Origin of the sequence: Achromobacter sp. PD1, assembly GCF_048541815.1 — a bacterium.
Classification (GTDB): Bacteria; Pseudomonadota; Gammaproteobacteria; order Burkholderiales; family Burkholderiaceae_B; genus Achromobacter; species Achromobacter bronchisepticus_A.
In genome coordinates this window covers 6,210,458-6,231,467 of sequence record NZ_CP183349.1, presented here as the reverse complement: position 1 = coordinate 6,231,467, position 21,010 = coordinate 6,210,458, and the positions used below count along the sequence as shown (strand labels likewise).

The window sequence follows — 21,010 nt, the reverse complement described above, 5'->3', positions numbered from 1 at the left end:
CGGGGCTGAATGCGGTAGTGAGCGCCTGCTAACTAAATCTGGAAAAGGGTTTGACTACCCTGCCCGCTCTTGGGGGCAGGTGTCGCGCCAGAAGCGCGACCAAAACAAAATGGCCGCACTCCCGAGGAATGCGGCCATCTTTATTTCGTGCCTGCCGGCGAAGGTAGCAGGCTCGAAGCGCTTTACTGCAGCGCGATTTCGACGTCGACGCCGGCCGGCAGGTCCAGACGCATCAGGGCGTCAACGGTCTTGTCGGTGGGATCAACGATGTCCATCAGACGCTGGTGCGTACGGATTTCGAACTGGTCGCGCGAGGTCTTGTTGACGTGCGGCGAACGCAGGACGTCGTAGCGACGGATACGCGTGGGCAGCGGCACCGGACCGCGGACAACAGCGCCGGTACGCTTGGCGGTATCGACGATTTCAGCGGCCGATTGATCGATCAGCTTGTAATCGAAGGCTTTCAAGCGGATACGGATCTTTTGGTTTTTCATGGCGTTTCCTAAAGAACGAGAGGCGAAGGCGACGAGGCCGCCCTCGCTGGTTGTGTGCTGCTTAAGTGATCCGAATTACTTCAGGATCTTGGCGACGACGCCGGCGCCGACGGTACGACCGCCTTCACGGATGGCGAAACGCAGACCTTCTTCCATGGCGATCGGAGCCAACAGCTTGACCGTCATGGCCACGTTGTCGCCCGGCAGAACCATTTCCTTGTCGGCCGGCAGTTCGATCGTGCCCGTCACGTCCGTCGTGCGGAAGTAGAACTGGGGACGATAGCCTTGGAAGAACGGGGTGTGACGGCCGCCTTCTTCCTTGGACAGGATGTACACCTCGGACGTGAAGTCCGTGTGCGGGGTGATCGAGCCCGGCTTGGCCAGAACTTGGCCGCGCTGGACGTCTTCACGCTTGGTGCCGCGCAGCAGGATGCCCACGTTGTCGCCGGCTTGACCTTGGTCCAGCAGCTTGCGGAACATTTCCACGCCCGTGCAGGTCGTCTTGACCGTCGGAACGATACCGACGATTTCGAGTTCTTCGCCGACCTTGATCACGCCGCGTTCGATACGGCCGGTCACCACGGTGCCGCGACCCGAGATCGAGAACACGTCTTCAACCGGCATCAGGAACGTGCCGTCCACGGCGCGCTCGGGCGTCGGGATGTACGAATCCAGCGCAGCGGCCAGAGCCATGATGGCCTGTTCGCCCAGTTCGCCCTTGTCGCCTTCCAGCGCCAGCTTGGCCGAACCCTTCACGATCGGGGTGTCGTCGCCCGGGAAGTCGTACTTCGACAGCAGTTCGCGGACTTCCATTTCCACCAGCTCGAGCAGCTCGGCGTCGTCAACCATGTCGGCCTTGTTCAGGAAGACGATGATGTACGGCACGCCAACCTGGCGCGACAGCAGGATGTGTTCGCGGGTTTGCGGCATCGGGCCGTCAGCGGCCGACACGACCAGGATCGCGCCGTCCATTTGCGCGGCGCCCGTGATCATGTTCTTCACATAGTCAGCGTGGCCCGGGCAGTCAACGTGCGCGTAGTGACGCGCTTCCGTTTCGTACTCGACGTGAGCCGTGTTGATCGTGATGCCGCGAGCCTTTTCTTCAGGAGTCGCGTCGATCTGGTCGTAGCCCTTGGCTTCGCCGCCGAACTTGTTCGACAGAACGGTCGTGATGGCCGCCGTCAGGGTGGTCTTGCCGTGGTCAACGTGGCCGATGGTGCCGACGTTCACGTGCGGCTTGGTGCGTTCAAACTTGCCTTTTGCCATGATCTCTATCCTTTGACTTTCAAGGAAATTTCGATATTTGCCGCGCCGCCTTTTGGGCGGACGCGGCGAGGGTTATTTACTTGGCCCGAGCGGCGATGACTTCGTCAGCGACGTTCTTGGGAGCTTCGGAGTAATGCTTGAATTCCATCGTGTACGTGGCACGACCTTGCGTCAGCGAACGCAGGTTCGTGGCGTAACCGAACATCTCGGCCAGCGGAACTTCGGCCTTGATGGTCTTGCCGCCGCCAACCATGTCGTCCATGCCCTGAACCATGCCGCGACGCGAGGACAGATCGCCCATCACGGTGCCAGCGTAGTCTTCAGGCGTTTCGACTTCAACGGCCATCATCGGTTCCAGCAGCACGGGGCTGGCCTTGCGCAGACCTTCCTTGAATGCCATGGAGCCGGCCATCTTGAACGCGTTTTCGTTCGAGTCCACGTCGTGGTACGAACCGAAGAACAGCGTGACCTTGACGTCGACGATCGGGTAGCCAGCCAACACGCCCGAAGGCAGCGTTTCCTGGATGCCCTTGTCCACCGCGGGGATGTACTCGCGAGGAACCACGCCGCCCTTGATGGCGTCCACGAATTCGTAGCCACCGCCAGGAGCCAACGGCTCGACCTTCAGAACCACGTGACCGTACTGGCCGCGGCCGCCCGACTGCTTGACGAACTTGCCTTCAACTTCGTCGCAGGTCTTGCGGATGGTTTCGCGGTAAGCCACTTGCGGCTTGCCGACGTTCGCTTCCACGCCGAATTCGCGCTTCATGCGGTCAACCAGAATTTCCAGGTGCAGTTCGCCCATGCCGGAAATGATGGTCTGGCCGGATTCTTCGTCGCTGCGCACGCGGAACGACGGATCTTCCTGCGCCAGGCGCGACAGCGCCAGGCCCATCTTTTCCTGGTCAGCCTTGGACTTGGGTTCCACGGCCTGCGAAATCACGGGCTCGGGGAACTCCATGCGCTCCAGCGTCACGTGCGAATCGACATCGCACAGCGTTTCGCCGGTGGTCACGTCCTTCAGGCCCACGACGGCGGCGATGTCGCCAGCCAGAACTTCCTTGATTTCCTCGCGGTTGTTCGCGTGCATCTGCAGAATGCGGCCGATACGCTCCTTCTTGCCCTTGATCGGGTTGAACACGGTGTCGCCCGACTTCAGGACGCCCGAGTACACGCGGACAAAGGTCAATTGGCCGACGAACGGGTCGGTCATCAGCTTGAACGCCAGCGACGAGAACTTCTCGCCGTCGTCGGCTTGACGCAGGACTTCGTTGCCGTTGTCATCGGTGCCTTCGACCGGCGGAATATCCACAGGCGACGGCAGGTAGTCGATGACGGCGTCGAGCATGCGCTGCACGCCCTTGTTCTTGAAGGCGGTGCCGCACAGCATCGGCTGGATTTCGCCGGCGATGGTGCGCTGACGGATGGCCAGGTTGATCTCGGCTTCTTCCAGCGAACCGGTCTCGAGGTACTTGTTCATCAGTTCCTCGGACGACTCGGCGGCAGCTTCGACCAGCTTTTCGCGCCATTCTTCAGCCGCGCCTTGCAGTTCGGCCGGAATGTCTTCGTAGTCGAACTTGATGCCTTGGCTGGCTTCGTCCCAGATGATCGCCTTCATCTTGACCAGGTCGATCACGCCCTTGAACGTGTCTTCGGCGCCGATGGGGATCACGACGGGGACGGGGTTCGCGCGCAGGCGGTTCTTCAGCTGGTCATAGACCTTGAAGAAGTTGGCGCCGGTGCGGTCCATCTTGTTGACGAAGGCCAGACGCGGCACGCCGTACTTGTTGGCTTGGCGCCACACGGTTTCGGACTGGGGCTGAACACCGCCCACCGCGCAGTAGACCATGCAAGCACCGTCCAGGACGCGCATGGAACGTTCCACCTCAATGGTGAAGTCCACGTGTCCCGGGGTGTCGATGATGTTGATGCGGTGTTCGGGATAGTTCTTGGCCATGCCACGCCAAAACGCCGTCGTAGCAGCCGACGTAATGGTGATGCCACGCTCTTGCTCTTGTTCCATCCAGTCCATGGTGGCTGCGCCATCATGCACTTCGCCAATCTTGTGATTGACGCCGGTGTAGAACAGGATACGTTCGGTCGTGGTGGTTTTCCCTGCATCGATGTGCGCAGAGATACCAATGTTGCGATAGCGCTCGATCGGGGTTTTGCGGGCCATGGTGGGTTAGTCCTTAAATTACCAGCGGAAATGGCTGAAGGCCTTGTTGGCCTCTGCCATCTTGTGCGTGTCTTCGCGCTTCTTCATCGCGGCGCCACGACCTTCGGAGGCGTCGATCAGTTCGCCAGCAAGACGCAGATCCATCGACTTCTCGCCACGCTTCTTGGCGGCTTCACGGAGCCAACGCATAGCCAGGGCCAGGCGGCGCACGGGGCGCACTTCAACCGGCACTTGGTAGTTGGCACCGCCAACGCGGCGGCTCTTCACTTCGACGATCGGCTTGATGTTGTTGATCGCCAGGCTGAAAACTTCGATCGGCTCCTTGCCGGTCTTGGTTTGCACTTGCTCGAGGGCACCGTAGACGATGCGCTCGGCGACGGCCTTCTTGCCGTCCAGCATGACGACGTTCATGAACTTGGCGAGTTCGACGCTGCCGAACTTGGGATCGGGCAGAATCTCGCGCTTGGGTACTTCGCGACGACGGGGCATTGTTGCTTCCTTGTGTCTGTTCAGTTGAACCGTGTTTCATTACACGGCCATGGCCGTCCATGGAGACGACCCCTTACGTGCCGCGCACATTCCCATCATCTGGATGGCGCGGTCGCACTTCCCTAGTGACGGACTTCCGCCACACGGGGGTACTGCTGACTCGTTATTAAGCCTTCTTCGGACGCTTGGCGCCGTACTTCGAGCGGGCTTGCTTACGATCCTTGACGCCTTGCAGGTCGAGGGAACCGCGCACGATGTGATAACGCACACCGGGCAAGTCCTTCACACGACCGCCACGCACCAGAACCACCGAGTGCTCTTGCAGGTTGTGGCCTTCACCGCCGATGTACGAAATGACTTCGTAACCGTTGGTCAGACGCACTTTGGCAACCTTACGCAGAGCGGAGTTCGGCTTCTTGGGGGTGGTGGTGTACACGCGAGTGCACACGCCGCGGCGTTGCGGGCAGTTTTCGAGCGCGGGGCTCTTGCTTTTGATGATGCTGACTTCGCGCGGCTTGCGCACGAGTTGGCTAATGGTAGGCATGACCTTTGAAATCCCTTTTACGTACCACTGGGTAAGTACTTACGTACTCGTCTCCTCAAGCAGTGAACTTTCGGAGAAGGCAGTTCGCGCAAAACCGCCTCAAACGTTCGTATACGTAAAAGAGCGGGCTTGCCAACAAACTATGACAAAACGCACAAAGCTGGATGCCGTGGAGCGACGACGCCGGAAAGACCCGATGCCGCGAAGCCGTGTGGTTTGGAAGACGAAAGGCTCGTGACGCACCCCGTTCCCAGACACCGTACTTCTGAGCCCTACCGCGGCCAGTTTTTGCGCGCGAAATAAAGCAGTAAGCCCTTTAGCATAACTGAGATAAAGGCTTGCTGTCAAAGAAAATTGTAAGTCAGGCGACGTGGCATATTGCCGGCAGAAGAACGCCAGTTCGGCGGCGCTCGCGGAAATTAGGGCCACATACGCCAAAAAGCGGAACCGAAAACCAGGGCCACTGAGCGCGGCCGACTGCGGGAAAACGATAGCAGACTTTCCGGCGGCGGCCGGCGCCTGGCGCGGCGGCCAGTGTACCCGCCCGCGCTACTGGTCGGCGAACAGGTAGCCGCTACCGTAGACCGTGCGTATCGGCAACATCACCCCGGCCAGCTCGGCCTTGCGGCGCAAGCGGCTGACGATCACGTCGATGCTGCGCGAACCGCTGGCGCGCACCGAACCGCCCTCGACCTGCAGCTCATCACCCAGCTCGGTGCGGCCCACGGCCTTGCCCGCGACTTCCAGCAGAGAGCGCACGATCAGGCGTTCATTGGCGGACAGGGAGATGGTCGCCCCCGAGGGCGCCGCCAGAGTCCAGCCCTGGTCGCGCAGTTCCCACTGTCCGTTCTGGGCGGCCTCGCCCACGGACGCCGCTTCCTGCCCCGCGGGCAGGCGACGGGCCAGGGACAGCAGGATGCAGGCCAGCTCGCGCGGATCCTGCGGATCTGGCAGACAGGCGTCCGCGCCGCTTTGCAGGCAGCGCAGGCGGCTATCCACCGACATGCCGCGCCCCGTGACCACGATGCCCATCGACGACGAGCCGTGCAAACGCGCCACCAGGGCGTAGCCGATTTCGCCCAAGGTCCCGACATCCAGGACCACGACGTCATAGCCGCCGCCGTTGAGCAATCCAAACAATTCGAGAGACGTCGAGCAACCGCGTGCAGAAATACCAGCTTGCAACAATGCGGACACGGCAATGCCGCGAGCGGCCTCGTCCGGTGACATCATAAGTATGCGCAATTGATTCATATCTGTTCCATCCGACCAACAACCTCGACCGGCTCCGCCCTCGCCATACTGAGGGAGGGGGAGAACGATTGAGACAGTGTGGCGCGTTGTTACGCAACAACTCCAGTCAAGATTCGTCAACTTTGCAATGTTTGACAGTTCTTGCCATAACGTAGCCAGCCGGGGCCTCTCCCGAGTTATCATTCGTTTACACCTATATATTCCTTTCTCATCTTGCAGTAGGGCGCCATAGCGCGCGCTTGCGTAGCAAACCTTCGCGAGAACACGTCTGATGAAAATCGCGTCGCTGGAAGACGACCTGGATCAAGCACGCCGCATCCAGCAAGTTCTGACCACTGCCGGATACGACTGCACCAGTTATCAGCAAAGCCGCGATCTGCTGGCCGCGCTGCGCACTGAGCATTTCGACCTGGTGCTGCTGGACTGGCATCTGCCCGACATCGATGGTGATGATGTGGTGCGGTGGCTGCGTGCCAATATCGGTCCGCGCATCCCAGTCATCTTCCTGACCAATCGGTCCAGCGAGGACGATCTGGTGGAAGGCCTGCGCGCCGGCGCGGACGACTACATCGTCAAACCGTTGCGCCCCCTGGAGCTGCTGGCGCGGGTGGCGGCCTTGCTGCGCCGCAGCCAGATCGCCGAACCTGCGGACGATGCCTTCGACGTAGCGCGTTATCGCATCGAGCCCGCCGCCCGCAGCATCACCCTGGATTCCGCGGTTGTGCCGCTCGCCCCCAAGGAATTCGAACTGGCGCTGCTGTTTTTCCGCAATGTCGGCCGCCTCATGTCCCGCGACGTGCTGGCCGAATGCGTATGGAACCGGGAAATTCCGGCCACCTCGCGCACCCTGGACACCCATTTGTCGAACATCCGGCAAAAGCTGCAGCTGCGTCCGGAACATGGCGTGCGCCTCACGTCTTCCTATGCGCTGGGCTACCGGCTCGAGCTGATCAGCTCGCCGGAAGACATCGCAGTCAATCCGCAGTAAGCGCCTGCGCGCATCCCTGGAGAAACGAGAGTCATGAGCCGCTGCCGCGCGCTTTCTTTGCTTGGCCTGATTTCCTGCCTCACGCTGATGGCGCCGGCGCACAGCCAGCCCGCCGGCGCGCTGGGGGATGATTTCATCTACCGCATCCGCCAAGGCGATACGCTGATCGACCTGGCGACCCGCTATACGCACAAGCCGGCCAACTGGAACCAGTTGCAGACCCTGAACAAGGTCGTCACGCCCGAAGCCCTGCCCATCGGGCTGGAGTTGCGCATTCCGCTGTCCATGATTCCCGTGCGGCCCGCCGATGCCCGTGTCGTGCACGTCAGCGGCCAGGCGAACGTCGACGGCAAGGCCCTGCGGGCTGGCGACACCGTGGCCGAAGGCAGTACGGTCGGCACCGCCGCCAACGGCTTCGTGACGCTGGAGCTGGCCGATGGTTCCAAGCTGACGCTGCCGGCTGGCGGTTCGGTCGAGCTGACGCGCCTGCGCCAGTTCGAAGGCACCGCGCTGACGGATTCCGTCGTCCAGGTGCAAAAGGGCGGCGTGGAATCGTCCGTGGCACCCGCGGGACAAGGCGTGGGCCGTTTCGAAATCCGCACGCCGGTCGCAGTCACCGGCGTACGCGGCACGCGCTTCCGCGTGCAAAGCGGCGCACAAGGCGTGCACAGCGAAGTGCTGGAAGGCAGCGTGCGGCTGCAGCCCCACGCCCCCGGATCGGCTCCGGCCAAGCCCGTGGCGGTCGCCACGGGCTACGGCGCGGCGGTCGGCTCGGACGGCGTGGTCTCGGGCATGCGTGCGCTGCTGGATGCGCCGCAGCTGGGCACGCCCACGCGGGCGGGCGGCGGCGCCTGGACCGCCGACGTCTCGCCCGTGTCCGGCGCACAGAGCTATCTGGTGCGCGTCTCGCGCGATGCCGAAGGCGCGTTGCCGGTATCGTCGACGAGCTTCCCCAGCAACGACATCCGCTTTACGGCGCCCGGTCCCGGCACCTACTACGTGTCGGTGCGCGCAGTGGATGACCTGGGCCTGAACGGGCGCGACGCGATCGCCACCTTCGAGGGCGCGAACATGCTCCTGACCTCCGACGGCTCTGGCGTGGCCAGCGGCACGGGCGGCCTGATCACGCTGACCGATTACTAGAGCCCGCCCCATGGCCGATGCCGATCCGCAGGACCGGACCTCGCGCTCAGGGCTGTGGCTGACTGTGGCTTTGGCGGCGCTTGCCGCCATCCTGGGCGCTTTCAACGGCCTGGGCCGTTTCGACCAGATTCTTTATGACCGCGCCTTGTCGATGACCGGACGCGGTGCCGATCCCGATATCCTGATCGTCGCGATAGACGATGACAGCGTCAAGGCGCTGGGCCACTGGCCCTGGCGGCGCGCGGTCCACGCGGCGCTGCTGGACCGGCTCCAGGGCGCTCGCGCCGTCGCGCTGGACCTGATCTTCGCCGAGCCGGACATGGCCAATCCGAACGACGACCGCATTCTGGCCGACAGCATCCGGCGCCACGGCCGTACCGTCCTGCCGGTCGTGCTGGACCGGCTCGACCGCCCTGCGGCCGTCAACGAACCCATCCCCGGCGTGTCGCAGGCCGCCGCCGCGAAAGGCTTCATCAACGCGCGGATCGACCCCGATGGCGTGGTGCGCGAAGCCACCCTGACCGCGCGGCTTGGAGACCGCCGCTGGAACCATCTGGCCTTGGCGATGCTCGACGTCGGCGGCGAACCGGATTCCGCGCAAAAGCTGTTGCAACGTGCCGCGCCTGACGGCAGCATCCTGATTCCCTACGCCGGCCCCACCGCGCATACGCGGACCGTGTCCTACCTGTCCGTGTTGCGCGGCGATCTGTCGCCGGAGGAACTGCGCGACAAGTACGTGCTGGTCGGCGCCTGGGCCACCGGCCTGGGCGACGCCTACCCGACACCGGTTTCACATGACGTCAGCGGCATGTCGGGGGTGGAGATCATCGCCAACCTGCTGCACGCCGCACGCGACGACATCGCCTATAGGCTGCCGCCCGCCTGGTGCAACGCGCTGTTTGCGGCGCTGCCCGTGCTGCTGGCCTGCCTGGCCCTGTGGCGGCTGTCGCCCAAGCGGGCCCTGCTGGTCAGCCTGGCGCTGTTCGCCCTCATCCTGCTGACCGCGCTGCTGCTGCTGGCCTACGCCTATGTGTGGTTCGCGCCCGCTGCGGCGCTGCTGGGCGTGACGCTGTGCTATCCGCTCTGGAGCTGGCGCAGCCAGGAGGCCGCGCTGCGCTACATGGACAACGAACTGCGCCGCCTGCAGCGCGAGTACCCGCCGGTGCTGAACGAGGCCGGCGCCCAGGGCGCGGGACCCAGCGTGTCGCTGGAGAGCCGCGTCGGGGAGCTGCGCCGGGCGCTGGCCCGCGTGCGCAACCTGCGCCGCTTCCTCGCTGACAGCCTGGACGGCATGCCGGACGCCACGCTGGTTTTCGATCAGGACGGCCGCATGCAATTCCGCAACCAGGCTGCTGTCATGTATTTCCAGCGGCTGGGCATGCGCCCTCCCCGCGTCGGCCGTCCGGCCGCGCACCTGCTCGAGAAGACCATCTCCGATCCCGCCACCCGCCAACGCGTCGCCGAAGCGCTCAGCGGCCAAGGCCCGGTCGCCGCGTCATCGCCCTGGAGCGCCGACCTGGAAATACGCGACCACGCGGGGCGTGACCTGATCCTGAAATGCGCCCCCATCCATACCGCCGAAGGCAACTTCGCCGGCACCGTCACCACGCTGACGGACATCTCGCGCATCCGCCAGGCGGAACGCCAACGCGAGGAAACCCTGCGCTTCATCTCGCACGACATGCGCGCGCCCCAAAGCTCGATCCTCGCGCTGGTCGAAATGAAACAGGAAAGCGGTTCGACCGAAGGCCAGGGTGAAACCCTGGGCCGCATCGCCGCGCTGGCCAACCGCACGCTGCGCCTGGTCGACGATTTCGTGCACCTCACGCGCGCCGAGTCGATGACGATCAGCGCGGTGGAGCTGGATCTGGGTAGCCTGCTGCAGGACGCCGTGGACGAATTCTGGGCCTCGGCACAGAAACGCGGCATCGAACTCACCCTCGCGCTACCGCTGCCCGGCGCCTACGTCCGCGGCGATCAGACCCTGCTCATGCGCACGCTGTGCAATCTGATCGACAACGCCATCAAATACAGCCCGGCGGACACGCGGATCGAATGCGGCATCGACGAGGAACCTGGCTTCTGGCGCGTCAACATCCGCGATCAGGGACAGGGTATCGCAGCGCAGGACCTGGCCCGCATGTTCGAGCCGTTCTCGCGCGTGGGTGTGGAAACCCGCGGCGATGTTGGCGGCGCGGGCCTGGGCCTGGCATTCGTGCGCACGGTGGCCGAACGCCACGGCGGATCGGTCGAGGTCAGCAGCGAGCTGGGCGTGGGTTCGGTCTTCACGCTGCGCCTGCCGATGGCGCCGGAGGAAATGCCCGCGGCGTAGCCGCGGCGCTCCCTATTGGAAGACGTGCGAGATCACGGCGGGCTTGCCCGCCTTGACCTCCAGCGTCATGCGGTAGGGCGGCAGATCGGCGTTGCGCAGCACCACCTGGTACTTGCCGGGAATCAGCCGCAGTTCCTTGACCGGCGGACTGATGCCACGCGCCACGCCATTGATCCAGACCTCGCCCCATGGGCGGATGTCCAATCGCACCAGCACGGGAACCGGTTTGGGCTTGGGAGCCTCTTCGGCCACGGCGGGAGTCTCGGCCGGCGCGGCCGCGGGTGAAGTTGGCGCAGTCCCAGACGCCTCGGCAGGCAGCGCCGGCTGAGCCGGAGTGTCGCCCTGAGCTGGCGCGCTTCCCGCGACTGGGGGTTGAGGCACGGATTCCTGCGGGGTTCGAACCTCGGGCAGCGATGGCGGCGCCGCAGACGTGGCGCCCGGCGCCGGCGCCGATGGCGGCGGCAGGGGATGCACCGCCGGCGGGTTCGGCTGGACCACTTCGGACCGGGTGATCAGTGCATTGGGCGCGCCCATGCCAGACTCGAACCAGGCATATACGCCCGCGCCAATCAATGCCACGATGAGCAGCAGCACCAGCAGCGGATGGCGCCCGCGGGCGGGTTGATGCACTGCGGCAGCAGCCGCCGGCGCCGCGCGCGAAGCCGGCGCCGGAATCACCGGATCCGGCGCCGTTTCGACCTGCGCGGCGATGCCCAGCATGCCGGCCAGATCGGCCAGCGTCTGCGGGCGGTCGGCGGGCGCCATGGCCAGGCCGGCGTCGATCACTGACAGGAAGTGCGGGCTGTATTTCGGCAAACCCAGGGACGCGAGCGGTTCGTAGGTATCTTCAGCCCGGCGTTCGGGCGCCGGGACGGGCTTGCTGCCAATGATCAGGGCGTGCATCACCGCACACAAGGCGTAGATATCGCTCCAAGGGCCGCGCGGCCATTCCATCGAATCCGTGTAGAGCTCGAACGGCGCAAACCCCGGGGTCGGCGTGCGGGTAGCGCGGCGCGAACGCGCCACGACCAGTTCGGGCACCAGATGGGCACGGGCGTTTTCGTCCATACCCACCGTGTCCAGCGAAATATCGCCGCAGATTTCACCTTGGGCATGCAGCGCCATCAAGGACGGCAGCAGATCGGACAAAAGCCGCTTGATGCGGGTTTCCGGCACGCCCCCCGCCGTGCTGGCGGCGATGGCGCTCAGCGGACGCAGTGCAAGCGGCGCGGCACCGGAAAAAGGGCCACGCGGCGTCAGGAGGCCGGCGGAAGAAGACATGATCGGGACTGCGCTGTCGCGCGACAGCTGAATTAACTATGGAATAAGGCGAATATTATCCAATCCGCACCGCAAGGACATTGCCGAAAATGTCCGAGCGCATCAGGCTGTGGCACGATAGCGTACCGCTAAACCTCTCTACACCTTTGGAAGCCATGAAAATTCGCGTTCTGAGTAGTCTGCTCGGCTTATCGGCCCTGCTGGCGGGCTGCGCCGGCGTCTCATCCCAAAAGCCGGAAGCGCCTCCCACCGCGGAAGCCCTGGACCAGCTGCAGCAGGTACGCGACAAATATAGCGCCGGCCGCTACGGAGAAGTCATCCGCGGCGTCGCCACCTCCGACGCCCTGGCCACTTCCACCAAGGCCGTACGCATCGAGGCCTACAAGCTGCAGGCGTTCAGCTACTGCGTGAGCAAGTATCCGCGGCTGTGCGAAGACAGTTTCGCCCGCATTCTGGCCCTGGACCCCGCCTTCGAACTGGCGCCCAACGAAGCCGGCCATCCGGTCTGGGGACCCGTCTTCCGGCACGCGCAGGCACAGGTTCCAAAGTAACTTCCCCTGCGCCAGACAAAAAAAAGGCCGCTGATTTGCATCAGCGGCCTTTTTGATTCCGGGCATGCCGCGCCGGACTGCGCGCGGCATCCCTGCCGGGTGTTTCCGCTTATTCGGCGGAATCCTCGGCGCCCAGGTCGGAAGCCGGCGTTTCCGCATCCGAGCCCACCGTGACCGGCGAGTCTTCGAACGGGTTGGCCAGCTGGCGGGCGGCTTCGCGTTCCGCAGCCTCCAGCGCTTCCTTGTCCCTGCGGGCATGGTGGTAAGCCAGGCCGGTACCGGCCGGGATCAGGCGGCCGACGATGACGTTTTCCTTCAAGCCGCGCAGGTCGTCGCGCTTGCCCATGATGGCGGCTTCGGTCAGGACCCGGGTGGTTTCCTGGAACGAAGCGGCCGAGATGAACGAGTCGGTCGACAGCGAGGCCTTGGTGATACCCAGCAGCACGTTGTCGTAGCTGGCCGGACGGCGGTCTTCAGCCGTGACGCGGTCGTTCTCGTTCAACAGCTCGGAGCGCTCGACCTGCTCGCCCGGGATGAACTCGGTATCGCCGGCGTCGACGATGTTCACGCGGCGCAGCATCTGGCGGACGATCACTTCAATATGCTTGTCGTTGATCTTCACGCCCTGCAGACGGTACACGTCCTGCACTTCGTCGACGATGTACGTCGCCAGCTTCTCGATGCCTTGCAGGCGCAGGATGTCGTGGGGATCGGCCGGGCCGTCCACGATCATTTCGCCCTTGTTCACCACTTGGCCGTCGTGCACCAGAACCTGCTTTTCCTTCGGAATCAGGAACTCGTGGCTCACGCCTTCCAGGTCGGTGATGACCAGACGCTGCTTGCCCTTGGTGTCCTTGCCGAACGAGACCGTGCCGGTGACGTCGGCGAGCATGCCGGCATCCTTCGGCGAACGGGCTTCGAACAGCTCGGCCACGCGCGGCAGACCGCCGGTAATGTCGCGAGTCTTTTGCGATTCTTGCGGAATACGCGCCAGAACTTCACCCACGGCAACCTGCTGGCCGTCACGCACCGTGATCAGCGCGCCCACCGGGAACGAGATGTTCACCGAGTGATCGGTGCCGGCGATCTTGACGTCTTCGCCGTTCTCGTTGACCAGCTTGATCTGCGGACGCATGACGATCTTGCCGCCACGGGTCTTCGGCGTGATGACAACGAGCGTCGACAGGCCGGTGACTTCGTCCACCTGCTTGGCAACGGTCACGCCTTCTTCGATGTTCTCGAAGCGGACGGCGCCGCCGTATTCCGACACGATCGGACGGGTCAGCGGATCCCACGTCGCCAGACGCGCGCCAGCCTTCACGGCTTCGCCATCGCCAACCAGCACGGTCGCGCCGTACGGGATCTTGTGGCGTTCGCGTTCGCGGCCGTTGTCGTCGAAGATCGCCAGTTCGCCGGAGCGCGAGATCGCCACGCGTTCGCCCTTGGCGTTGGTGACGTAGCGCATCGTGCTGGCAAAGCCGACGGTACCGCTGGACTTGGTTTCCACCGCGCTGGCCAGGGCCGAACGCGACGCCGCGCCACCGATGTGGAACGTACGCATCGTCAGCTGCGTGCCCGGTTCACCGATGGACTGAGCGGCGATGACGCCAACCGCTTCGCCCTGGTTGACCGGCGAGCCGCGGCCGAGGTCGCGGCCGTAGCAGTGCGCGCACAGACCGTGGCGCGTTTCGCAAGTCAGCGGCGTGCGGACCTTGACTTCGTCCACGCCGATGCGGTCGATGGTGTCGACCATGTCTTCGTCCAGCAGGGTGCCGGCGACGATGGCCGTTTCCTGCGTGTCCGGGTTGACGATATCAACGGCAGCCACACGACCCAGGATGCGATCGCGCAACGGTTCAATGACTTCACCGCCTTCGACCAGGGCCTTCATGTTGTAGCCCTGCGAGGTGCCGCAATCGTCCTCGGTAATCACCAAGTCCTGCGTCACGTCGACCAGACGACGGGTCAGGTAACCCGAGTTGGCGGTCTTCAGTGCCGTATCGGCCAGACCCTTACGCGCGCCGTGAGTCGAGATGAAGTACTGGAGTACGTTCAGGCCTTCACGGAAGTTCGCGGTAATCGGCGTTTCGATAATCGAGCCGTCCGGCTTGGCCATCAGGCCGCGCATACCGGCCAGCTGGCGGATCTGGGCGGCCGAACCGCGGGCGCCCGAGTCAGCCATCATGTAGATGGAGTTGAACGATTCCTGGCGCACTTCTTCGCCGTGACGGTTGATCACGGGCTCGGTGGCCAGTTGTTCCATCATCGCCTTGCCGACCTTGTCGCCGGCCTTGCCCCAGATGTCCACCACGTTGTTGTAGCGTTCCTGGGACGTGACCAGACCCGACGAGTACTGCTTGTCGATTTCCTTCACTTCGCGGCTGGCTTCGGCCAGGATGCCTTCCTTGGCGGTCGGGATCAGCATGTCGCCCATGGCGATGGAGATACCGCCGCGCGTGGCCAGGCGGAAGCCCGACTGCATCAGCTTGTCAGCGAAGATCACCGTGTCGCGCAGGCCGCAGCGGCGGAACGACTGGTTGATCAGGCGCGAGATTTCCTTCTTCTTCAGCGCCTTGTTCAGCACCGTGAAGGGCAGGCCCTTGGGCAGGATTTCGGACAGCAGCGCGCGGCCGACCGTCGTCTCGTGACGGCGGATCACCGGCTGCCATTCGCCGTTCTCGTCGCGCTCGTGTTCCTTCAGGCGCACGGTGATGCGCGACTGCAGTTCGACTTCGCCGTTGTCGTAGGCGCGCTGCACTTCAGCGACGTCGGTGAAGAAGATGCCTTCGCCGCGGCCGTTGATGCGCTCGCGCGTCGTGTAGTACAGACCCAGCACGATGTCCTGGGACGGCACGATCGACGGTTCGCCGTTGGCCGGGAACAGCACGTTGTTGGAGGCCAGCATCAGCGTGCGCGCTTCCAGCTGGGCTTCCAGCGACAGCGGCACGTGCACGGCCATCTGGTCACCGTCGAAGTCGGCGTTGAACGCCGCGCAAACCAGCGGGTGCAGCTGGATGGCCTTGCCTTCGATCAGGACCGGCTCGAACGCCTGGATGCCCAAACGGTGCAGCGTAGGCGCACGGTTCAGCATGACCGGGTGTTCGCGGATGACTTCTTCCAGGATGTCCCAGACCACCGGTTCCTGGCTTTCCACCAGCTTCTTGGCAGCCTTGATGGTCGTGGCCAGGCCCATCATCTCCAGACGATTGAAGATGAACGGCTTGAACAGTTCCAGGGCCATCAGCTTGGGCAGGCCGCACTGATGCAGCTTGAGCTGCGGACCCACCACGATGACCGAACGGCCCGAGTAGTCGACGCGCTTGCCCAGCAGGTTCTGACGGAAACGACCGCTCTTGCCCTTGATCATGTCGGCCAGGGACTTGAGCTGGCGCTTGTTGGCGCCCGTCATGGCCTTGCCGCGGCGACCGTTGTCCAGCAGCGAGTCGACGGCTTCCTGCAGCATCCGCTTTTCGTTGCGCAGGATGATTTCCGGAGCCTTCAGCTCCAGCAGGCGCTTCAAGCGGTTGTTGCGGTTGATGACGCGGCGGTACAGGTCGTTCAGGTCGGAGGTCGCGAAGCGGCCGCCGTCCAGCGGCACCAGCGGACGCAGGTCCGGCGGCAGCACGGGCAGCACTTCCATGACCATCCACTCGGCCTTGATGCCGGACTTCTGGAAGCCTTCCAGCACCTTCAGGCGCTTGGAGATCTTCTTGATCTTGGCTTCCGAGCTGGTGGCCTTCAGTTCGCCGCGCAGCGTTTCCACTTCGCGGTCGATGTCGATGGTGCGCAGCAGTTCGCGCACGGCTTCCGCGCCCATCAGGGCACGGAAGTCGTCGCCGTACTCTTCGGTCTTGGCGAGGAAATCGTCATCCGACATGATCTGGCCGCGCTTGAGCGGCGTCATGCCGGGTTCGATCACGCACCAGGCTTCGAAGTACAGCACGCGTTCGATGTCGCGCAGGGTCATGTCGAGCACCATGCCCAGACGCGACGGCAGGCTCTTCAGAAACCAGATGTGCGCGACGGGGCTGGCCAGCTCGATGTGGCCCATGCGTTCACGGCGAACCTTGGCGACGGTGACTTCCACGCCGCACTTTTCGCAGATCACGCCACGATGCTTCAGGCGCTTGTACTTGCCGCACAAGCACTCGTAGTCTTTGATCGGGCCAAAGATCTTGGAGCAGAACAGGCCGTCGCGCTCGGGCTTGAACGTACGGTAGTTGATGGTCTCGGGCTTGCGAACTTCGCCGTAGGACCACGAACGGATCTTCTCGGGCGAGGCGATGCCGATCTTGATGGCATCGAACTGCTCGTCTTGCGAGACTTGCTTAAAGAGGTCGAGTAGCGCTTTCATTAGTTACGCTCCAAATCCATGTCCAGGGCCAACGAGCGGATTTCCTTGACCAGCACGTTGAACGATTCCGGCATGCCGGCGTCGATGACGTGGTCGCCCTTGACGATGTTTTCGTATACCTTGGTACGGCCGGTGATGTCGTCGGACTTCACCGTCAGCATTTCCTGCAGGGTGTAGGCGGCGCCGTATGCTTCCAGCGCCCACACTTCCATTTCCCCGAAACGCTGACCGCCGAACTGCGCCTTGCCGCCCAGAGGCTGCTGGGTAACCAGCGAGTACGGGCCGGTCGAACGCGCGTGCATCTTGTCGTCGACCAAGTGGTGCAGCTTCAGGTAGTGCATGTAGCCAACCGTGACCGGACGCTCGAACTGCTCGCCGGTGCGGCCGTCGTACAGCCACGCCTGCGTACGCGAAGGCGTCAGCGCCATGCGCTTGGCGACGTCGTCCGGATAGGCCAGTTCCAGCATCGTGGTGATTTCCTCTTCGGTCGCGCCGTCGAAGACGGGCGTCGCGAACGGCACGCCGTTCTTGAGGTTCTGGGCCATTTCCATGACTTCTTCGTCGGTCAGCTCGTCGATGCGCGCGCCGGTGCCGGTCGTGTTGTAGACCTTGTCCAGATAGGCGCGGACGTTCTTGACCTGCGCAGTGCGCTCGTCGCGCAGCATGTCGGCGATGCGGTGGCCCACGCCCTTGGCAGCCCAGCCCAAGTGCACTTCCAGCACCTGGCCGACGTTCATCCGCGAGGGCACGCCCAACGGGTTCAGAACGATGTCGGCCGGCGTGCCGTCAGCCATGTGCGGCATGTCTTCCACCGGGGTGATGCGCGAGACCACGCCCTTGTTGCCGTGACGGCCTGCCATCTTGTCGCCAGGCTGCAGACGACGCTTCACGGCCAGGTAGACCTTGATCATCTTCAGCACGCCCGGGGGCAGCTCGTCGCCTTGCGTCAGCTTCTTGCGCTTTTCTTCGAAAGCCAGGTCGAACTGGTGGCGCTTCTGCTCCAGCGATTCCTTGGCCTGCTCCAGCACGACGGCGTGCGGCTCGTCGGCCAGGCGGATGTCGAACCACTGCCAGCGGTCCAGATCAGCCAGGTAAGCCTTGGTGATCGTGGCGCCCTTGGCCAGCTTGCGCGGGCCGCCGTTGACGGTCTTGTTGACCAGCATCTTTTCGATACGGTCGAACTGGTCGTTTTCAACGATGCGCAGCTGGTCGTTCAGGTCCTGGCGATAGCGGCGCAGTTCATCGTCGATGATGGACTGGGCGCGCTTGTCGCGCACGATGCCTTCACGCGTGAACACTTGCACGTCGATCACGGTGCCGGTCATGCCCGAGGGCACGCGCAGCGAGGTGTCCTTAACGTCGGACGCCTTTTCACCGAAGATGGCGCGCAGCAGCTTTTCTTCCGGCGTCAGCTGGGTTTCGCCCTTGGGCGTGACCTTGCCGACCAGCACGTCGTCGGCGCTGACTTCGGCGCCGATGTACGTGATGCCCGAATCGTCCAGACGGTTCAGTTGCGTCTCGGCCAGGTTGCTGATGTCGCGCGTGATTTCTTCCGGACCCAGCTTGGTGTCGCGGGCGACAACCGTCAGTTCCTCGATGTGCACCGAGGTGTAGCGGTCATCGGCAACAACCTTTTCGGAGATCAGGATCGAGTCTTCGAAGTTGTAGCCGTTCCAGGGCATGAACGCGATCAGCATGTTCTGACCCAGGGCGAGTTCGCCCAGGTCGGTCGATGCGCCGTCAGCCAGCACGTCACCCTTGGCGACCTTGTCGCCACGCTTGACGATGGGACGCTGGTTGATGTTCGTGTTCTGGTTGGAACGGGTGTACTTGATCAGGTTGTAGATGTCGACGCCGACTTCGCCAGCGACGTTTTCTTCATCGTTCACGCGGATCACGACGCGCTCGGCGTCGACGTGGTCGACCAGGCCGCCACGCAGGGCTTGCACGGTCGTACCCGAGTCAACGGCCACGGTGCGCTCGATGCCCGTACCCACGACCGGCTTTTCCGGACGCAGGCAAGGCACGGCCTGGCGTTGCATGTTGGCGCCCATCAGCGCGCGGTTCGCGTCGTCGTGTTCCAGGAACGGAATCAGCGAGGCGGCGACCGACACGATCTGCGACGGGGCAACGTCCATGTAGTGCACGTTGGCCGGGGCGGTCAGCATGGTTTCGCCAGCTTCGCGGCAAGCCACCAGGTCGTCCACGAAACGGCCTTCCTCGTCCAGCGCGGCGTTGGCCTGCGCGATGACGTAGTGGCTTTCTTCGATGGCCGACAGGTAGTCGATCTGCTCGCTGACCTTGCCGTCGATGATCTTGCGGTACGGCGTTTCCAGGAAGCCGTACTCGTTCAGGCGAGCGTACAGCGCCATGGAGTTGATCAGGCCGATGTTCGGGCCTTCCGGCGTTTCGATCGGGCAGACGCGGCCGTAGTGGGTCGGGTGCACGTCGCGGACTTCGAAGCCGGCGCGCTCGCGGGTCAGACCGCCCGGGCCCAGTGCGGAAACGCGGCGCTTGTGCGTGATTTCCGACAGCGGGTTGGTCTGGTCCATGAACTGCGACAGCTGGCTCGAACCGAAGAACTCCTTGATGGCGGCCGAGATCGGCTTGGAGTTGATCAGGTCGTGCGGCATCAGGTTTTCCGTCTCGGCCTGGCCCAGACGTTCCTTGACGGCGCGCTCGACGCGCACCAGGCCGGCGCGGAACTGGTTCTCGGCCAGTTCGCCGACGCAACGCACGCGACGGTTGCCAAGGTGATCGATGTCGTCGATCTGGCCACGGCCGTTACGCAGCTCGACCAGCACCTTGATGGTTTCAAGGATATCTTCGTTGGTCAGCGTCATCGGACCCGTGATGTCTTCACCACGGCCCAGACGGCTGTTGACCTTCATGCGGCCGACGCGCGACAGATCGTACGTTTCTTCGCTGTAGAACAGACGCTGAAACAGCGCTTCCACCGCTTCTTCGGTGGGCGGTTCGCCAGGACGCATCATGCGGTAGATGGCAACGCGCGCGGCCATCTGGTCGGCGGTTTCATCGGTGCGCAGCGTTTGCGAGATGTACGGGCCGCGGTCCAGGTCGTTCGTGTAGAGGGCCTGGATGTCGTGCACGTTGGCGGCGCGCAAGGCGCCCAGCACGCTTTCCGTGATTTCGTCGTTGGCGTTGGCGATGACTTCACCGGTGTCCGGGTCGACGATGTTCTTGGCCAGCACGCGGCCGTACAGGAAGTCTTCCGGCACGGAGATGCGCTGGATGCCGCCGGCAGCCAGGTCGCGCAGATGCTTGGCGTTGATGCGCTTGTCTTTTTCGACAATGACCTTGCCGCTGCGGTCGCTGATGTCGAAACGGGCCATTTCGCCCTTCCAACGCTCAGGCACGAATTCCATCATCGCGCCTTCGCTCTTCAATTCGAAGTTGTCGAAGTCGAAGAAGTTGGCCAGGATCGATTCCGGCGTCATGCCGATGGCCTTGCACAGAATCGTGACGGGCATCTTGCGGCGGCGGTCGACGCGGAAGAACAGGACGTCCTTCGGATCGAATTCAAAGTCCAGCCACGAGCCGCGGTAAGGAATCACGCGGGCCGAGAACAGGAGCTTGCCGGAGCTGTGGGTCTTGCCGCGGTCGTGCTCGAAGAACACGCCAGGCGAGCGGTGCAGCTGCGAAACGATGACACGCTCGGTGCCGTTGATGACGAAGGAACCCGTGCCCGTCATGAGCGGAATTTCGCCCATGTAGACTTCCTGTTCCTTCACTTCCTTCACGGTGGGCTTGCTGACTTCGCGGTCAAGCAGCACCAGGCGGACCTTGGCTCGCAGGGGCGAGGCATAGGTCAGGCCACGTTGCTGACATTCCTTGACATCGAACACCGGTTCGCCGAGCACATAGCTCACGAACTCCAAGCGCGCCATACCGTTGTGACTAACGATCGGGAAAATCGACGAGAACGCCGCCTGCAAACCGTCGGCTACGCGATCGGACGGGGCGGTATCCGCCTGCAGGAAAGTTAGGTAGGATTGAAGCTGTGTCGCCAACAGGAAGGGAACGTTTTGAACGTCTTCACGCTTGGCGAAGCTTTTGCGGATGCGCTTTTTTTCGGTGTACGAGTAAGGCATGAGCACTCCGACTCGAGGTTGCA

Annotated in this window: 13 protein-coding genes; 4 read left to right on the top strand and 9 right to left on the bottom strand. The window is 63.6% G+C overall.

Annotated elements, in window-relative coordinates:
* Window positions 1–182: 182 nt before the first annotated feature.
* The 6 genes from rpsJ to ACM1PE_RS29280 form a co-directional block, all read right to left on the bottom strand.
* Window positions 183–494: a 30S ribosomal protein S10 gene (gene rpsJ / locus ACM1PE_RS29305; protein WP_003806903.1), complete on the bottom strand. Its 312-nt coding sequence runs from the start codon at window positions 492–494 to the stop codon at window positions 183–185.
* A gap of 75 nt (window positions 495–569) precedes the next feature.
* Window positions 570–1,760, bottom strand: coding sequence for an elongation factor Tu (gene tuf, locus ACM1PE_RS29300; RefSeq protein ID WP_119449751.1), 1,191 nt, complete (start codon window positions 1,758–1,760; stop codon window positions 570–572).
* Between the two features lie 76 nt (window positions 1,761–1,836).
* Window positions 1,837–3,939, bottom strand: a complete 2,103-nt coding sequence (gene fusA, locus ACM1PE_RS29295; protein ID WP_054459383.1) for an elongation factor G — start codon at window positions 3,937–3,939, stop codon at window positions 1,837–1,839.
* Window positions 3,940–3,957: 18 nt separating this feature from the next.
* On the bottom strand, window positions 3,958–4,428 hold the full coding sequence (gene rpsG, locus ACM1PE_RS29290) for a 30S ribosomal protein S7 (protein ID WP_006216561.1): 471 nt from the start codon (window positions 4,426–4,428) through the stop codon (window positions 3,958–3,960).
* 166 nt (window positions 4,429–4,594) lie between these two features.
* Complete coding sequence (gene rpsL, locus ACM1PE_RS29285; RefSeq protein WP_005017264.1) at window positions 4,595–4,972, bottom strand: 30S ribosomal protein S12; 378 nt, start codon at window positions 4,970–4,972, stop codon at window positions 4,595–4,597.
* Between the two features lie 549 nt (window positions 4,973–5,521).
* Window positions 5,522–6,112, bottom strand: coding sequence for a response regulator transcription factor (locus tag ACM1PE_RS29280; RefSeq protein ID WP_373429032.1), 591 nt, complete (start codon window positions 6,110–6,112; stop codon window positions 5,522–5,524).
* A 385-nt stretch (window positions 6,113–6,497) separates the two neighbouring features.
* Here ACM1PE_RS29280 and ACM1PE_RS29275 point away from each other — a divergent pair, with 385 nt between their 5' ends.
* The 3 genes from ACM1PE_RS29275 to ACM1PE_RS29265 are packed head-to-tail and all read left to right on the top strand — an operon-like array spanning window position 6,498 to window position 10,689.
* Window positions 6,498–7,214, top strand: coding sequence for a response regulator transcription factor (locus ACM1PE_RS29275; RefSeq protein WP_059380278.1), 717 nt, complete (start codon window positions 6,498–6,500; stop codon window positions 7,212–7,214).
* Window positions 7,215–7,247: 33 nt separating this feature from the next.
* On the top strand, window positions 7,248–8,357 hold the full coding sequence (locus ACM1PE_RS29270; RefSeq protein ID WP_059380279.1) for a FecR domain-containing protein: 1,110 nt from the start codon (window positions 7,248–7,250) through the stop codon (window positions 8,355–8,357).
* A 10-nt stretch (window positions 8,358–8,367) separates the two neighbouring features.
* Window positions 8,368–10,689, top strand: a complete 2,322-nt coding sequence (locus ACM1PE_RS29265) for a CHASE2 domain-containing protein (RefSeq protein WP_419341860.1) — start codon at window positions 8,368–8,370, stop codon at window positions 10,687–10,689.
* Window positions 10,690–10,701: 12 nt separating this feature from the next.
* Here the strand turns inward: ACM1PE_RS29265 and ACM1PE_RS29260 are convergent, their stop codons facing one another.
* Window positions 10,702–11,970 carry a serine/threonine protein kinase gene (locus tag ACM1PE_RS29260; protein ID WP_419341858.1) on the bottom strand — a complete coding sequence of 423 codons (1,269 nt, stop codon included), beginning with the start codon at window positions 11,968–11,970 and terminating at the stop codon, window positions 10,702–10,704.
* Window positions 11,971–12,125: 155 nt separating this feature from the next.
* Between ACM1PE_RS29260 and ACM1PE_RS29255 the strand changes: the two genes are divergently transcribed.
* Window positions 12,126–12,521, top strand: a complete 396-nt coding sequence (locus tag ACM1PE_RS29255; RefSeq protein WP_059380282.1) for a TssQ family T6SS-associated lipoprotein — start codon at window positions 12,126–12,128, stop codon at window positions 12,519–12,521.
* 109 nt (window positions 12,522–12,630) lie between these two features.
* Here ACM1PE_RS29255 and rpoC read toward each other — a convergent pair whose 3' ends face one another.
* A complete protein-coding gene (gene rpoC / locus ACM1PE_RS29250; protein ID WP_059380283.1) occupies window positions 12,631–16,875 on the bottom strand; it encodes a DNA-directed RNA polymerase subunit beta' in 4,245 nt (1,414 codons plus the stop codon).
* Window positions 16,875–20,987, bottom strand: coding sequence for a DNA-directed RNA polymerase subunit beta (rpoB, locus tag ACM1PE_RS29245; RefSeq protein ID WP_059380284.1), 4,113 nt, complete (start codon window positions 20,985–20,987; stop codon window positions 16,875–16,877). Before rpoB ends, rpoC begins: the two co-directional genes overlap by 1 nt.
* Window positions 20,988–21,010: the final 23 nt, after the last annotated feature.

Coding starts and splice junctions, on each gene's coding strand:
- rpoC (WP_059380283.1), bottom strand. CDS start 16,875: ATGAAAGCGCTACTCGACCTCTTTAAGCAAGTCTCGCAAGACGAGCAG.
- ACM1PE_RS29275 (WP_059380278.1), top strand. CDS start 6,498: ATGAAAATCGCGTCGCTGGAAGACGACCTGGATCAAGCACGCCGCATC.
- rpsL (WP_005017264.1), bottom strand. CDS start 4,972: ATGCCTACCATTAGCCAACTCGTGCGCAAGCCGCGCGAAGTCAGCATC.
- tuf (WP_119449751.1), bottom strand. CDS start 1,760: ATGGCAAAAGGCAAGTTTGAACGCACCAAGCCGCACGTGAACGTCGGC.
- fusA (WP_054459383.1), bottom strand. CDS start 3,939: ATGGCCCGCAAAACCCCGATCGAGCGCTATCGCAACATTGGTATCTCT.
- ACM1PE_RS29255 (WP_059380282.1), top strand. CDS start 12,126: ATGAAAATTCGCGTTCTGAGTAGTCTGCTCGGCTTATCGGCCCTGCTG.
- rpsG (WP_006216561.1), bottom strand. CDS start 4,428: ATGCCCCGTCGTCGCGAAGTACCCAAGCGCGAGATTCTGCCCGATCCC.
- ACM1PE_RS29270 (WP_059380279.1), top strand. CDS start 7,248: ATGAGCCGCTGCCGCGCGCTTTCTTTGCTTGGCCTGATTTCCTGCCTC.
- rpoB (WP_059380284.1), bottom strand. CDS start 20,987: ATGCCTTACTCGTACACCGAAAAAAAGCGCATCCGCAAAAGCTTCGCC.
- ACM1PE_RS29265 (WP_419341860.1), top strand. CDS start 8,368: ATGGCCGATGCCGATCCGCAGGACCGGACCTCGCGCTCAGGGCTGTGG.
- ACM1PE_RS29260 (WP_419341858.1), bottom strand. CDS start 11,970: ATGTCTTCTTCCGCCGGCCTCCTGACGCCGCGTGGCCCTTTTTCCGGT.
- rpsJ (WP_003806903.1), bottom strand. CDS start 494: ATGAAAAACCAAAAGATCCGTATCCGCTTGAAAGCCTTCGATTACAAG.